20 protein-coding genes are annotated in these 14,242 nt (G+C 59.0%); 12 read left to right on the top strand and 8 right to left on the bottom strand.

Annotated features, from left to right (window positions below; genetic code table 11):
* On the bottom strand, window positions 1-175 hold a 175-nt coding region (locus BN874_RS24075), incomplete at its 3' end, for a transposase family protein (protein WP_195912257.1).
* A 135-nt stretch (window positions 176-310) separates the two neighbouring features.
* Complete coding sequence (locus BN874_RS21785) at window positions 311-589, bottom strand: hypothetical protein (protein WP_034437086.1); 279 nt, start codon at window positions 587-589, stop codon at window positions 311-313.
* Window positions 590-897: 308 nt separating this feature from the next.
* Here BN874_RS21785 and hisB point away from each other — a divergent pair, with 308 nt between their 5' ends.
* The 12 genes from hisB to BN874_RS21845 are packed head-to-tail and all read left to right on the top strand — an operon-like array spanning window position 898 to window position 7,912.
* Window positions 898-1,488, top strand: coding sequence for an imidazoleglycerol-phosphate dehydratase HisB (hisB, locus tag BN874_RS21790; RefSeq protein ID WP_034437087.1), 591 nt, complete (start codon window positions 898-900; stop codon window positions 1,486-1,488).
* A gap of 34 nt (window positions 1,489-1,522) precedes the next feature.
* Window positions 1,523-2,161, top strand: coding sequence for an imidazole glycerol phosphate synthase subunit HisH (gene hisH / locus BN874_RS21795; protein WP_034437089.1), 639 nt, complete (start codon window positions 1,523-1,525; stop codon window positions 2,159-2,161).
* 42 nt (window positions 2,162-2,203) lie between these two features.
* Entirely contained in the window at window positions 2,204-2,968 is a 765-nt protein-coding gene (gene hisA, locus BN874_RS21800; protein WP_034437091.1) for a 1-(5-phosphoribosyl)-5-[(5-phosphoribosylamino)methylideneamino]imidazole-4-carboxamide isomerase, read from the top strand.
* Window positions 2,969-2,981: 13 nt separating this feature from the next.
* Window positions 2,982-3,767 (top strand): imidazole glycerol phosphate synthase subunit HisF, encoded by a 786-nt coding sequence (hisF, locus tag BN874_RS21805; RefSeq protein ID WP_034437093.1) that lies wholly within the window; start codon window positions 2,982-2,984, stop codon window positions 3,765-3,767.
* A gap of 17 nt (window positions 3,768-3,784) precedes the next feature.
* Window positions 3,785-4,174, top strand: a complete 390-nt coding sequence (gene hisI, locus BN874_RS21810; RefSeq protein ID WP_034437119.1) for a phosphoribosyl-AMP cyclohydrolase — start codon at window positions 3,785-3,787, stop codon at window positions 4,172-4,174.
* The gene (locus BN874_RS21815; RefSeq protein WP_034437095.1) at window positions 4,171-4,494 is read left to right on the top strand and encodes a phosphoribosyl-ATP diphosphatase; all 324 of its coding nucleotides are present in this window, start codon (window positions 4,171-4,173) and stop codon (window positions 4,492-4,494) included. The genes hisI and BN874_RS21815 overlap by 4 nt, the downstream gene beginning before the upstream one ends.
* A gap of 35 nt (window positions 4,495-4,529) precedes the next feature.
* A complete protein-coding gene (tatA, locus tag BN874_RS21820) occupies window positions 4,530-4,790 on the top strand; it encodes a twin-arginine translocase TatA/TatE family subunit (RefSeq protein WP_034437096.1) in 261 nt (86 codons plus the stop codon).
* A gap of 36 nt (window positions 4,791-4,826) precedes the next feature.
* The gene (gene tatB / locus BN874_RS23075) at window positions 4,827-5,336 is read left to right on the top strand and encodes a Sec-independent protein translocase protein TatB (RefSeq protein WP_051498200.1); all 510 of its coding nucleotides are present in this window, start codon (window positions 4,827-4,829) and stop codon (window positions 5,334-5,336) included.
* Window positions 5,333-6,088 (top strand): twin-arginine translocase subunit TatC, encoded by a 756-nt coding sequence (gene tatC, locus BN874_RS21830; RefSeq protein WP_051498201.1) that lies wholly within the window; start codon window positions 5,333-5,335, stop codon window positions 6,086-6,088. Before tatB ends, tatC begins: the two co-directional genes overlap by 4 nt.
* Entirely contained in the window at window positions 6,085-6,312 is a 228-nt protein-coding gene (locus tag BN874_RS21835; RefSeq protein WP_051498202.1) for a DUF2835 domain-containing protein, read from the top strand. Before tatC ends, BN874_RS21835 begins: the two co-directional genes overlap by 4 nt.
* Before the next feature lie 2 nt (window positions 6,313-6,314).
* On the top strand, window positions 6,315-7,073 hold the full coding sequence (locus BN874_RS21840) for an FkbM family methyltransferase (RefSeq protein ID WP_034437098.1): 759 nt from the start codon (window positions 6,315-6,317) through the stop codon (window positions 7,071-7,073).
* Window positions 7,070-7,912, top strand: a complete 843-nt coding sequence (locus tag BN874_RS21845) for a RibD family protein (RefSeq protein WP_081756595.1) — start codon at window positions 7,070-7,072, stop codon at window positions 7,910-7,912. Before BN874_RS21840 ends, BN874_RS21845 begins: the two co-directional genes overlap by 4 nt.
* Before the next feature lie 21 nt (window positions 7,913-7,933).
* On the opposite strand, the gene BN874_RS21850 is transcribed toward BN874_RS21845, so the two are convergent.
* The 6 genes from BN874_RS21850 to BN874_RS23080 form a co-directional block, all read right to left on the bottom strand.
* Window positions 7,934-9,514, bottom strand: coding sequence for an OpgD/OpgG family glucan biosynthesis protein (locus BN874_RS21850; protein ID WP_034437099.1), 1,581 nt, complete (start codon window positions 9,512-9,514; stop codon window positions 7,934-7,936).
* 96 nt (window positions 9,515-9,610) lie between these two features.
* The gene (locus BN874_RS21855; RefSeq protein ID WP_034437101.1) at window positions 9,611-10,012 is read right to left on the bottom strand and encodes a diacylglycerol kinase; all 402 of its coding nucleotides are present in this window, start codon (window positions 10,010-10,012) and stop codon (window positions 9,611-9,613) included.
* A 29-nt stretch (window positions 10,013-10,041) separates the two neighbouring features.
* Window positions 10,042-10,554, bottom strand: coding sequence for a phosphatase PAP2 family protein (locus tag BN874_RS21860; protein WP_051498203.1), 513 nt, complete (start codon window positions 10,552-10,554; stop codon window positions 10,042-10,044).
* A gap of 137 nt (window positions 10,555-10,691) precedes the next feature.
* Entirely contained in the window at window positions 10,692-11,039 is a 348-nt protein-coding gene (locus BN874_RS21865; RefSeq protein ID WP_034437102.1) for a 2Fe-2S iron-sulfur cluster-binding protein, read from the bottom strand.
* 50 nt (window positions 11,040-11,089) lie between these two features.
* Window positions 11,090-11,377, bottom strand: a complete 288-nt coding sequence (locus BN874_RS24080; protein ID WP_081756598.1) for a 2Fe-2S iron-sulfur cluster-binding protein — start codon at window positions 11,375-11,377, stop codon at window positions 11,090-11,092.
* A gap of 269 nt (window positions 11,378-11,646) precedes the next feature.
* On the bottom strand, window positions 11,647-13,923 hold the full coding sequence (locus BN874_RS23080) for a diguanylate cyclase domain-containing protein (protein ID WP_081756596.1): 2,277 nt from the start codon (window positions 13,921-13,923) through the stop codon (window positions 11,647-11,649).
* Window positions 13,924-14,242: the final 319 nt, after the last annotated feature.

Raw genomic sequence — 14,242 nt, forward strand, 5'->3', positions numbered from 1 at the left:
CTTCCTTCTCCTCGGCAAAGGCTTCCATCCCCACCCAGTCTTCCACCCCGCTCAGCACGGCGCACAGGACAATCATCAAAATATCATGCAGCGAATGCAGCTTGTTCCGGGTCTCGCGCCGAGGATCAGCCAGGTCGGCAAAATACGGGCGAGGATCAAGCAATTTGGGCAGCATCGGGTCTCTCCATCCGATCAACCCCCGCTCGTTACCCAAGCGATCCGCCTCCTGTCAACCCCTATATAGCGCGATTGCCCTGATTGTGACGAACCGCCACTCGTAACCGGGCGTGAAGTTCGCTACCATCCGCGATCAGGCAGGAAACCGGCTTTTTTCCAGACCGGGATTGCCGGTTCGCTCAGTTGCGCTTGCACCGTAGGCAGGAACATCGTCTGATGTTCGGCGCTTTTCCGCCAGAATCTGCTCCGGGGTCAACCGGCCAAGGCGTGGTTGTTCCGCCACCAGTTCGATGCCATAGCCTTCTTCACGAATTTCCCAACCCAGGCGCACCAGATCGACCAGCACCCGCGCTGCTGCTTCATAGGCAATGACCGCGTTGGTTTCCGGATCGAGATGGGCGCGCGCGCCCAAGCCACGTCTTCAGCCAGCAGAGTTTGCAGATCGCCTTCGTGGTTGCGTTGGCGAGCGTGGGTCAGCGCCTTGGCCAAAGCATGAAACCGGTCAATGGCTATGCCTTGTAGCGGTGGTTCAATAGGAACAATCACGGTGGTCGGGAAATTGAAAGTTGTATGAGAATCGTTGCATTATTGCAGATATACTGAGTCTTTAATGCAGGGCAATACCGCACGACGATGTGAGCAATTCTGCGTAGGCACCCACATCGTTTTCTGTAGAATTGCGGCCATTTCCCCAACCTCATCGCAGCCCGCAGGATTCGCATGTCGGAACGCATCGCAACGATCAAGCGCGACACTCTGGAAACCCGGATTCAGGTGTGCGTCAATCTGGACGGTACAGGTCACGCCCAACTCGCCAGTGGCCTGCCCTTCCTCGATCATATGCTTGACCAGATTGCCCGCCATGGCCTGATCGATCTGGAGGTCGCAGCCCAGGGCGACTTGCAAATCGACGCTCACCACACCGTCGAGGACATCGGCATCACTCTCGGTCAGGCCGTCCAGCAGGCGTTGGGCGACCGGCGCGGTATTCGCCGCTACGGTCATGCTTACGTTCCATTGGACGAAGCCTTGTCGCGGGTGGTACTCGACTGCTCCGGTCGGCCTGGGCTGGAATACTTCGTCGAATTTCCTCGCGCCCGGATCGGCGAGTTTGACGTTGATCTGTTTCGTGAATTCTTTCAGGGTTTCGTCAATCACGCCTTGATCACCCTGCACATTGACAACTTGCGGGGACGCAACGCGCATCACATCGCCGAGACTGTGTTCAAGGCGTTTGGTCGCGCCCTGCGGATGGCGGTCGAATCCGACCCGCGCACGACCAGCATTCCTTCCACCAAGGGTAGCCTTTGATACCCTCCAGCCTTCACTCCCGCGAGTCTTCCGCATGACCCACATCGCGATTATTGACTACGGCATGGGCAATCTGCGCTCGGTCGCCAAGGCGCTTGAACACGTTGCCCCGCACGCACGGATTCAGGTGACCCAGAACCGCCACGACATTCTGCAAGCCGACCGGGTGGTATTTCCCGGCCAAGGATCGATCCGTGACTGTATGCGGGAGCTGGCGCATTGGGATTTGGTGGAGGTGGTGCGGGAAGTGGCGCGCAATAAACCATTTCTGGGTCTGTGTCTGGGGCCGCAGGCGCTGCTGGAGTTCAGCGACGAAAATGGCGGCATCGAGTGCCTGAAGGTGCTGCCGGGGCGGGTGGTCTGGTTCGGCGATTTACGCGATCCCGCCAGCGGCGAACGGCTCAAGGTGCCGCACATGGGCTGGAATCAGGTGCATCAGACCCACGATCATCCGCTGTGGCAGGGTATCCCCCAAGACAGCCGCTTCTATTTCGTCCATAGTTATTATCTGCGACCAGCCAACAAATCACTGGTGACGGGCCGGACCCGGTACGGTTTCGACTTCGCCTCAGCGATTGCGCGCGATAATCTCTTTGCGGTGCAATTCCACCCGGAAAAGAGCGCCCAGGCGGGATTGCAATTGCTCGCCAATTTTGTGGACTGGAATCCGTAGCATCCTAACCTGGAACCCGTAGAGCGCTGGAAGAACTCCGTCATGTTGCTGATACCCGCGATTGATTTGAAGGATGGTAAATGTGTGCGCCTGCGGCAGGGGCGCATGGAAGATTCAACGATCTTTTCCGATGATCCGGTGGCGATGGCCGCACGCTGGGTCGAGGCGGGCGCTCGCCGCCTGCATCTGGTGGATTTGAATGGCGCCTTCGCCGGCCAGCCGGTCAACGCCCAGGTGATCCGCCGCATCGCTCTGACCTTTCCCGAGCTGCCGATTCAGGTCGGCGGCGGCATCCGCGACGAGGAGACGGTGGATGCCTATCTGGATGCCGGCGTCCAGTTCGTCATCATCGGCACCAAGGCGGTGCAGGAGCCGCATTTCATCAATGAAATCTGCCTGGAATATCCCGGCCACATCATCGTCGGCCTGGACGCCAGGGAGGGACGGGTCGCGGTCAACGGCTGGTCCAAGCTGTCCAAACACGATGTGGTTGATCTGGCGCAAATTTTCGAGCGCGACGGCGTGGAGGCTATCATTTATACCGACATTGGCCGCGATGGCATGATGCAAGGCGTCAATGTCGAAGCCACGGTCCGGCTGGCGCAGGCTATTACCATCCCGGTGATCGCCTCCGGTGGCGTCAGTACCCTGGACGATGTGCGAGCGCTGTGCGCGGTGGAAAAGGAAGGCATCATGGGCGCGATCATCGGGCGAGCGTTGTACGATGGCGCTATCGATCTCGCCGAGGCGCAGCAACTCGTCGGCAGTGCGGAGAACCACGAACTCATCCAACACAATAAGGATTGAAACAAACAACATCATGGGCCTAGCCAAACGCATCATTCCCTGCCTGGACGTCGATCATGGCCGGGTGGTCAAGGGTGTCAAATTCGTGGAAATCCGCGACGCCGGCGATCCGGTCGAAATCGCCCGCCGCTATGATGAGCAGGGCGCGGATGAAATCACCTTTCTCGACATCACCGCCAGTTCCGACGACCGCGAAACCATGGTGCATGTGGTGGAACAGGTCGCCAGTCAGGTGTTCATCCCGCTGACTGTGGGTGGCGGCATCCGTACCTTGGCCGACGTGCGACGGATGCTGAACGCCGGCGCTGACAAGGTGTCCATCAATACCGCCGCGATTGCCCAGCCCGACTTCGTGCGTGAGGCTGCGGAACGCTTCGGTAATCAGTGCATCGTAGTAGCGATTGACGCCAAAGCAGTCCATCAGCCGGATGAAGAACCGCGCTGGGAAATTTTCACTCACGGCGGTCGCCGTCCGACCGGGATTGATGCGGTGGCCTGGGCGCAGCGGATGGCGGAATACGGCGCGGGCGAAATCCTGTTGACCAGCATGGATCGCGACGGTACCAAACGCGGCTTCGACCTGGAGTTGACCTGCGCGGTCAGCGAGGCGGTGAGCGTACCGGTGATCGCCTCCGGCGGTGTGGGCACGCTCGACCATCTGGCCGATGGCATCCTGCTCGGCAAAGCGGATGCAGTGCTGGCCGCCAGTATTTTCCACTTTGCCGAATACACCATCGAACAGGCCAAACGCTATATGCAGGCGCGCGGGATTGAAGTTCGGCTGTCAGACCCGCTCTGAGAGGAATAATGGCGATGATGAGCGACAACTGGTTGGAACAGATTCAGTGGACTGCCGACGGACTGGCGCCGGCTATTGCCCAAGACGCCGCCAGCGGTCGGGTGCTGATGCTGGCGTGGATGAACCGCGAATCGTTGCGACGCACCGTGGAATGCGGCGAGGCGGTGTATTGGTCCCGCTCCCGCCAACAACTGTGGCGCAAGGGTGAAACCTCCGGGAATATCCAGAAGGTGCGGAACATCCGGCTGGATTGCGATCATGATGTGCTGCTGCTGGACATCGACCAGATCGGCGGCATCGCCTGTCACACCGGACGCCAAAGCTGCTTCTTTGAGGAACTGCGCGAGGGTGAATGGACGGTTACCGACCCCGTACTGAAGGATCCACACGCGATGTATCCACAATGAGCGACCAGATCCTGCGTGAAGTGGCGGCCACTTTGGAACAGCGCAAGCAGGCTGACCCCGACAGTTCCTATGTGGCCCGCCTCTATGCCAAAGGGCTGGATGCCATTCTTAAAAAAGTCGGCGAGGAAGCCGCTGAAACCCTGATCGCAGCTAAAAATGGCGACCCTGAGCATTTGGTGTATGAAACCGCTGATCTGTGGTTCCATACCCTGGTCATGCTGGCGCATCAGGGACTCGGCCCGGATGCCGTGCTGAATGAATTGCACCGCCGCTTCGGCACTTCCGGGCTGGCCGAAAAAGCCGCCCGCTCCGCCAATTAAGCGATCTCCCGTTACGTTTTTAGAGGCACCTCATCATGCGTTTCAGTGTTTGGGAATTACTGCTGGTACTGGGTATCGTCCTGGTGTTGTTCGGCGGCAGCCGGCTGCGCAATCTCGGTTCCGATTTAGGTTCGGCGATTCGCGGTTTCCGCGACTCCATGAAGGAAGGCGCCAAGCCGGAAACCGCCGAGGAAAATCCCAAAAAGCTTGAACCGCCGGACTCCCAAGCGCATAGCAGTAGCTCCGCAACGGCAGCGGCGCACGATCCATTGGCCAAGGACCGTGACAAAGTCTGAACCGTCTGAAAAAGCTGAATCGGGACGCACCCTGCCATGTTCGATATTAGTTTCTGGGAATTAGCCATGATCGGCGTAGTGGCGCTGATTGTGGTCGGGCCGGAACGGATGCCGGGGCTGGCGCGCACCGCAGGGCTGTGGCTGGGCAAGGCGCGGCGAATGCTGGCAGAAGTGAAAGCGGAAGTGGATCGGGAACTGCAACTGGATGAACTCAAGCAGTCGCTACGCCAGCAAGGCGATCTGAGCGGAGCCAAAGAGATCACCGACCAGATGAAATCGTTGCGCGACGATATTCAAGCGGAATTCAATGATCCCGATGATCTCGGCCCACCGCCAGGTTGGCGTCCGGGGATGCCCACCGCCCCGCAGTTACCGGAGTGGAACCCACCGCCGGATTACGATCCACACCTTCCATTAGATGCTCTACCCCAGGCGCCTACCCCGGTTCTGTTGCAGAAACCAGCGACGACTTCGGCCAGCCCACCACCGGGTGTCGCACCACCCTCGCCCTCCCCGTCACCTGCGGCAGTGGATCAAAGCTCGTGAGTGATCCGGATCGTGAACAGCCTTTCATCAGTCATCTGCTCGAACTCCGCAGTCGGCTGTTGCATATTGTGGCCGGGGTACTGGCGATTTTTCTGGTACTCACGCCCTTCTCCAATCCGATCTACACCCTGCTGGCTGGCCCGTTGCTCAGGCACATGCCGGCTCAGAGCAGCATGATCGCGATTGACGTGCTGTCGCCGTTTCTCACCCCGCTTAAACTCAGCCTGATGCTGGCGGTATTCATCGCGATCCCGTGGATTCTCTATCAGATTTGGGGCTTCGTTGCCCCGGGTCTGTATCAGCGCGAGAAGCGGCTGGTTCTGCCGATTCTGGCCTCCAGCACCCTGCTGTTCTATTGCGGCATGGCCTTCGCCTACTTTTTGATCATGCCGTTGTTCTTCGCGTTCATCACCAGTACCGCTCCGCAAGGGGTAGCGGTGATGACCGACATCAATCACTACCTCGACTTTGTACTCAGGATGTTTTTTGCCTTCGGGATGGCGTTCGAGGTGCCGGTCGCCACCGTGATCCTGGCGCTGGCCGGCCTCATTACGCCCGAGGCGATGGCCGCCAAACGGCCCTACGTCATCGTCGGCGCTTTCGTCATCGGGATGCTGCTGACCCCGCCCGACGTGATTTCGCAGACTTTGCTGGCGTTGCCGATGTGGCTGCTGTTCGAGGTCGGCGTGTTCATCTCGCGGTTGCTGCTGCGCCAACGCAGCGTAGAGCAGGCGGCGAAAGCATCCGAATGATGGAAACGGTCCGCTTTCGCCTGAACCTGTCTGCCGAAAAAATGCTGGCCTACTACCAGGGTGCGGCCCAACAGGTAGTCGCACGCGCCAGTGATGGCCGCCGGGTGCAGTTCCCAGCCCAATGGCTGCGGCGCTTCGTGACTGCGGAAGGAGTGACGGGCTTGTTCGAGATGCGGTTCGGAGCGGATCGGAAACTGATTGATTTGCAGCGGATCGCCGATTGAGGATGTCCCTCTGGCTCTGCTTCGCGCACCGGCTGGGCTTGTTGCGCTCGGTGCTGATGTACCACGGCATTCCCTTTCGCCGCCGCCGCCTGACCCGGTTCTATGCTCAGTTTATCCAGCCGGACGATCTCTGCTTCGATATTGGTGCCCATGTGGGCAGTCGATTACGGGCCTGGAAGCCGCTGGGAGCGCGCATGGTCGCGCTGGAACCGCAACCGGAATGTATGCGCCTGCTGCGGCGTTGGCACCACTCTGATCCACGCATCACCCTGCTGGAACAGGCGGTCGGCGCGATATCCGGCACCGCCGAATTGTTCATCAGTCCGCGCACCCCCACCGTGACCAGCCTGTCCCTGAACTGGATCACAATGATGCAAAGTCAACGTGGTTTCGAGCAGGTGCGCTGGGAATACGCAGTGCCAGTACCGGTCACTACTCTGGATCAATTGATTACCGCGTATGGCTTGCCTGCGTTCTGCAAGATTGATGTGGAGGGCTACGAACTGGAGGTGCTAAAGGGGCTGACTCAGCCGATACCAGCGCTGTCCTTTGAATATCTCCCGGCCTGTCTGGACACGGCGCGAGCGTGCGTAGCGCATCTGATGGGGTTGGGACGCTACGAATTCAATGCCTCGCCTGGGGAATCACACCGGCTACGCTCCAACGTCTGGCTGGATGTTGACGCCCTGTTGGCGTGGCTTGACACCCTCACAGAAGCCGACGGTTCCGGCGACATCTACGCCCGGTTGCGCACGCCATGACCGTGCCGGTCATTGAACTGGAACAGGCCTGGGCGCTACTGCTGGAGTTGCGCCACCGGGTTCGCACCGCGCCAAATTCTGCTGAAAATCCCGCTGCGCTCCTCGAAATTGCTGCCGATGGCTCCTGGATCGCCAAGGCTCCACTGACCGAGTCCAGTGCAGAACTGTTTGATCTCTACCTGCCAATGGCGCGAGCCTGTCGGGAGCGGCCGCTGACGGTAGCGCATCTAGGGCAAAGCCTGGACGGGCGCATCGCTACCGAGAGCGGAGCCTCCTGCTATGTGACCGGCCCCGAAAATCTGACCCATCTGCACCGGATGCGGGCGTTGTGCGATGCCATCGTGGTCGGCGCGGGCACCGTGGAGCATGACGATCCGCAGTTGACCACCCGGCGGGTAGCGGGGCCAAACCCGGTGCGGGTGATTCTCGATCCCCGCCGGCGGCTTGCGGCCAGGCATGGCGTGTTTCAGGATCAGGCCGCGCCAACGTTGCTGATCTGCTCTGCGGAACTGGCCGATGTCCCCGCGCCGGGCGCAGCGGAGATTATCGGAGTGGCCGTTCAGGACGGCGGGCTGAACCTGGCGGAGATCGTGCGGCGGTTGCACCAGCGCGGGTTATTCGGAGTTTTCATTGAGGGCGGTGGGTTAACCGTGTCGGCCTTTTTGGAACAGGGACTGCTGAATCAACTGCAAGTCACGGTCGCGCCGCTGATCATCGGTTCCGGCCGGCCTGGAATTCGCTTGCCGCCGATACAGGATTTAGCGCAGGGTTTGCGTCCCCGCCACCGTCGCTATGCGCTAGGCGAGGATATGATGTTTGATTGCCACATGCAGGATTGAGGCTGGAAGCCGGTGCCACTATCAACTTTTCACGCCCGGAGGCGGCGACCATTGATACAGCCAGGTTTCACTGAGTGCGCCCTCGGCGTCGCGCAAATAGCAGCGTAAATCCACCGGTTCGCTACCAGGAGCCACCAGATCGAAATGGCAGCGCCATAGATCGGATTGCTGGAGTGGCCGGACGACCACATCCCGAATTTCCCCCCGCGAAGCGGTCACCGTGGCTTCTACCTTGGCATCCTTGGGTAACTGAGCCAGCCGGCCGCCCTGGAAATCAATCACGAACTTGCGCATGGAATCGATTTTCTGCTGGCCGGGCATCCCACCGGCGCCTAAACGGGTTGCCATCACCTCGGCGACCAAGGTGGGCCGAACCGGCGGCTGTGCGCCCCAGTACAGGCGATAGTCAAAGCGCAGTTCCTGACCCGGCTCCACCGCTTGCGCCGGGTTCCAGAATGCCACGATGTTGTCGAAGGTTTCGTCAGCGGTCGGCAGTTCGACCAGTTGCACCCTACCCTGCCCCCAGTGCCCCATCGGCTCCACCCATAGCGAGGGCCGCTGGTGATAGAAGGCGGCGTCGTCCTGATAGTGGCTGAAATCGCGGTCGCGTTGCAGCAGGCCAAAGCCGCGCGGGTTGTCATCCAGGAAGGAATTAACCCGGATGTAATGCGGGTTAAGCAGCGGTCGCCAAATCCATTCACCGGTCCCGGTCCATAGGGCTAATCCGTCGGAATCGTGAATCTCCGGGCGGTAGTCATCGGCGATCCGCCGGTCGTTCTCGCCGCACTGAAACATCGAGGTCATCGGCGCGATGCCCAACCGCTCAATCGGGCGACGCGGGAACAGGCGAGTTTCAACCTGCATGGTGGTGGTATCGCCGGGGGTGATGACAAAGCGGTAAGCGCCGGTGATGCTGGGGCTGTCGAGTAGGGCATGAAGCGTCAACGCGGCAGTGTCCGCCGCAGGCCGTTCCAGCCAGAACCGGCGGAAGGCGGGGAATTCCTCCGCCCGATCCATCCCGGTGTCAATCGCCAGACCCCGGGCGGACAGGCCGTATTGCTTGCTGGCGCCGACCGCCCGGAAGTAACTGGCGCCGAGAAAGGAAAACATGTCCCGATCCCAGTCCGCACGGCTGTTGACCCGAAAGCCGGCAAAACCGAGATCGCCCACTTGCGCCGGGATCCGATCCTTGACTCTGGGGCCGTATTTGAACATCTCCGGCGAAAACACAATGGGCCGGGCGATGCCATTGGCGACTTCGTACAGACTGACCGGGTGATGGAAATACAGCCCCAAATGGAAAAACCGGGCCTGAAACGGCAATTCGCCGCCGGCCCATAGGCTATGATCAGCTCGAAAGTTATTAAGTGCCTGATAATCATCATAATCCATCGCCGCCAGCCACGACGGGCGGGCGTCGCTGAGCGGAACGTAGGGTTCCCGCGCCAACTGTTGCGCGGTTTCCCGCAGCCACTTCGGGCTGAACGGCTGACCCTCCGCTGGCGAACCGTTTTGCGCCGTAGCCGTATCCACCCACGGAACCGGCAGCATCCCGCAGGCAGCCAGCCCCAGCAATCGCGTCAATAAATCCCGTCGTTTCATGGCTCTCGTCGCAACTTGTCGTCATTTTGGGAGCGGGAATTATAGCGCCTGCGCGCCGCACCACACGGCATTACGCGCTGGATGCGCAGACTGAACTCAATCGCGCCAGTGTTGCAACAGCAGCGGCGCCAAGCGGACCACCTCAGAAATCACCACGGTGAGCCAGAGCGCCATACCGATGCCCACGGCAGCAGCGGCAATGTCCTTAATGGCGCGAATTTTCTCATTTTCGCGGGTCTCCAGAAAGTCGCACACGGCCTCTATGGCGCTGTTGAACAACTCCGCGATCAGTACCAAACCTGTAGCCACCAGGATCAGCCCAAAATCCACCCACTGCTGAAATAGCAGCGCCAAGCAGAGGATGATCGCGGACAGCACCATTTTGTAGGCGACGCTGAAATCGTAGAAGACCGCAAATCGCAGCCCTGACAGAATGACTTTGATCTTGCGCAGTGGGTGATAACCGCTTTCCCCGGTACCCAGAAATTTGTTTCGCATGGAGCCTCCAATGCGACTTTTGCAGTGAGTTAAACAAACTTTTGTGCCAAGGCAACCCAGCCGATGCCCAGGATGATTCCCGCCAGAACATCGGACGGAAAATGCACCTGCAAATAGATTCGGGAAGTCGCCACCGCAATGGTCAGCATCAGGGCGACGGCGATGGTGGTGAACTGCCATTCCGGCGAAATTCGACGGATGATCAGCACCATGCACAGGGCAAAAGCGACAATATGGGTGGTATGGGCGCTAGGAAACGAGCTATCGGTGGGCAAAACCACCAGCGGTTCCATGACAGAGGGTCGGGGGCGGGCCAGGATCGCTTTGGCAAGGTGAACCAGCAGCGTGGCACCGCCGAAGCCCACCAGCAGCAACAGGACTTCGGCGCGTTTTTGAAAATACAGCAGGATCGCGCTAATCAGAGTCGCTATCGGCGTCAGGACATACAGTGACCCCAACCAGGTAACGCCACGAAAGAAGCAGTCCAATCCTTCTGAGCGCAGCGTTGCTACGAACAGCAAAATCTGGGTATCCCACGACATGAAGAGGTTCTGCTTGGGCAAGAAGCGGGTGGAAAAACGGTTGATCCAAAACGCTGATAGCCGACGGACCGTCGGCTATCAGCGGTTGCGCCTCTTTAATCGAGGCGGTCAGGAAGCGGTTGATTTTACCCAACCATTCAATATTCCACCAGAATGTTTTCATCGCGCACAATCATCTGGCAGGCCAGCCGCCACGGCGGCGGGAAATCGTCCACCAGAATTTGCTTGATGTCGTCGTCGGTAATCTTGCCCAATTGTTTGAGCAGATTACGTTCCTTCTCGGTAGGCGGCCCACCCATTCGCGTCTTATTGTCCAGACTGGCGACTTTGACCAGACAGGTGCCGCATTCGCCGTCCTGGCAATCGAAGGGAATCGGAATCTTGTTGGCCTTGGCGAGTTTGAGCAGGGTTTCGGTATGGCTGCCCGCCACTGCGTAAACGGTTTTATCCTTGTGCTCAGAGTTCGAGAACGTGATCGTCGGCATGGTGAATTTCCTGAAAAGTGAGTTGAGGGCGGATGGCTTTCCGACCGGTTTTAACTGGGCCTGACCACGACTTCGCCACCGAGTACCTGAGCCTGACAGGCGAGGCGGAAGTGGCGTCCGGCAAAGTGTTCTCGCAAGATTCGGTCTTCCAGCACCGAGGGTTCGCTCAGATTTTGCCAGCCGCTCACGACTCTCATCATGCAGGTACCACAGTCGCCTTCCCGGCAGCCGTAGATGATGCCGGAGTTGACCTTGTCCGATATTTCTATGACCCGGCTGCCGGCTGGCACCGTGACCGTTACGTCAATATCTTCAAAAGTAAGCTGAGCTTTCGCCATGGAGATGCCCTTACAAGAGGTTAAGTGTTGCTGTGCCGTATGTTGCATGCGCCGAATTGGCGTAAAGCAAAGCGTTCACCGGCGATAAAGCAAAAAATGAACCAAGCCCTACTTAAAAAATAATACAATGTTTTTATTTGCAATTTTTTAGATACTTAAAAAAAATGTAGGGATCGCTACAAGGAAGGAAGCGCATTACGCACAGTTTGGGATCACACTGGCGCGATTTAGGATCACGCTGACACATTGAAAGCTCTCAGCGCCGACCGTCATCTGCCATACCACACCTGCACCTGATTCTTGCCGGCATGTTTGGCGGTGTACATTGCCATATCGGCGTATTGAGTCAGGGTTTCGGCAGTTTCAGCATGTTGCGGATACAGCGCCACCCCGATGCTGCCGGAAATATGCGCCGGCCCCTGCGGCAACTCGAACGGCTCGGCCAGGCTGGCGGTCAGTTCAGTCGCCACCCGCACCGCGCCCTCGGACTCGGTGATGTCGGGCAGAATTACCGCAAACTCATCACCCCCCATCCGCGCCACTGTATCGCTGTCGCGCATCCGAATCTTTAGCCTTCGAGCTACTTGTTGCAGTAGAGCATCGCCAGCGGCGTGACCGAGACTATCATTCACCGCCTTAAAACCATCGAGATCGATCCACAACACCGCCGTGCCACTTTCGCGGCGCTTGGCGCGGCGCAACGCCTGACCGAGCCGATCCCAGAACAGGCTACGGTTGGGTAAATCAGTCAGAGTGTCGTGATGGGCCAGGGTCCAGAGCCGCTCATCCTGCTGGCGGCGGGCGGTGGCATTGGTCAGCACCATGATCGCGCCATCCATGGATTCATCGGAATGAGCCAGGTTGATCCAGTGAGCCGCGCACCAGAGACTGGTGCGATTCAGCCGGAATTCCAGCCATTGCACCTCGTCGCTCTGACGGTTGATCTGCCAGATAAAATCCACATAGTCGCGGTCATCGGGATGCACAAAGTCGAGAATATGGCGACCTTGAGCCTGCTCCGGAGTACAGCCCGTCAGCGCGCAACCATTGGCATTGAGGTAGCGGCAACATTGGGCGTCGTCGAGTTCCAGCACCCCTACCGGTGCCGCCGCCAATAGCACTTGCAGGTGCCGCTCTTTAGCCGCCAGTTCGCCATTAGTCTGGCGCAGGGCGCGGGTGCGCTCGGACACTTCATGGAGCAGTTCTTCGTTGTAATTGCGCAGCAGTGCTTCCGCCCGCCGTGACCGGGAGACATCAACAGCAGTGCCGCGATAGCCAATCAACTCACCTAATTCATCCAGCAGAGGCAGGCCGTTGAGTTGAATCCAGCGCGGAGTTTCTCCGGCACCTTGCAACGCAATCTCCAGATGGTGAAACGGCTGTTGTTGGCTCAGAGCGTGTTCAAGCGCAGCCAGGTGCGGTTGCAACCCATCGTTCAGCAGTAACCGCCAGGACTGACCCGGCGTTAACACAACATGCCTCGCCAACCGTCCGCTGGCTTCAAGCAAGCGGCCCTCGACATCGGTTTCCCAGAGCAAATCGTTGGAAGCACTGGCAAAATCCCGATAGCGCACCATCAGCCGGTTGCGCGCTTCCACGACCCCGCCGAGCCACAATCCCACCAGGGCAATAGCGATCATCACTAACTGATAGGGCAGGGCGGCGTCGCGCTGACCAAACAGCACGATCAGCACCACCAGCCCGCTATCCAGCATCACCACCGCCAACACCGCGCCGCGCAGGCTGTAATGTAGTGTGATCCAAGCCAGCGGCAGTAACAGCAACAAAGCGGTGAGCGGGAAATGCGGGTTCAGATCCAGGCGCCAGGGAATGCCGAACACCAGCAGCAATGCCAACGCCACGATAAGCATCGTGCTGAGATCGGAGGAGCTGCTTACTGCGGTGGAGAGGGGCAATCGCCGCCAGCAACCCTGTTGCAGGTAATGGTGGAGGCCGGGCCACACCCGCACCAGCAGCAGCGGCACCAGTGCGATAATCCCGGTGAAATCGCCAATGATCCAGGATAGAAGGGCTTCCGGCCCCTGCGTCAGTGGAATAAGACCGGAGTAAACTGCACCAAACGTCCCGGCCAAGGCGGCCAGCGCACTCACGGCCAAGGCCGCAACGAGGAACAGGGCACGGTGACCGGGGTTGGTGAAATCCCACGGATTGCGCATCCATCGGCGCAGAGGAAGTATCACTGCCGCATAACTGAGCGGCATGACCATCCAGTGATAAAGCAGCCAGTACGGCGGAGCCGATAAAAATACTGAGATGGAATCCATTCCTGGCGTTGTGAACAGCAGCGCAATCAGCTCTGCCACCCATTCCAGCAGCAGCCCGCGCCAGCCAAAAACCAGCAGGCAGCAGAAGCGCAACCCCGCCGGCAGATACCACAGACTGACGCCCCCCCAGTGATTCAGCCGATCGGCAGCGTACCAGGCGGCTATCCACAGCACGAAGTAAACTCCACCAACGATCAGGAAGCGTTGACGCTGGCCGGAGTACAAAGGGGCTGGGGAGAGAACTGCGTTAATAATGTTCAACGGATTGCGACCTTATTCAACCGCCGCTTGAATTGCTGGGTGATGCACTACCCCACAGAATCACAAATTTAATGCAATAGCAAGTTTTTTGCGACTATGGGTGGTGCTGAGGTTCACCAGTGGAATTACGGAATTCTACGAGCAATCAGGAGCGAGCGGGATTCAGCATTTAAGGCTGAGCCTGTTGATACGAGTACCCCCACTCGGACGGGGCGCAAGCATCAAAATCGGGTTAAGTGTGGCTACAATTCAGCGCTTGCACTGAGCCTGTCCCACACCCTCAATAATAATTGTTGCGATTAAGCGCCCATTTGCTGCA

It is taken from the genome of Candidatus Contendobacter odensis Run_B_J11 (assembly GCF_000531125.1).
GTDB classification, from domain to species: domain Bacteria; phylum Pseudomonadota; class Gammaproteobacteria; order Competibacterales; family Competibacteraceae; genus Contendibacter; species Contendibacter odensensis.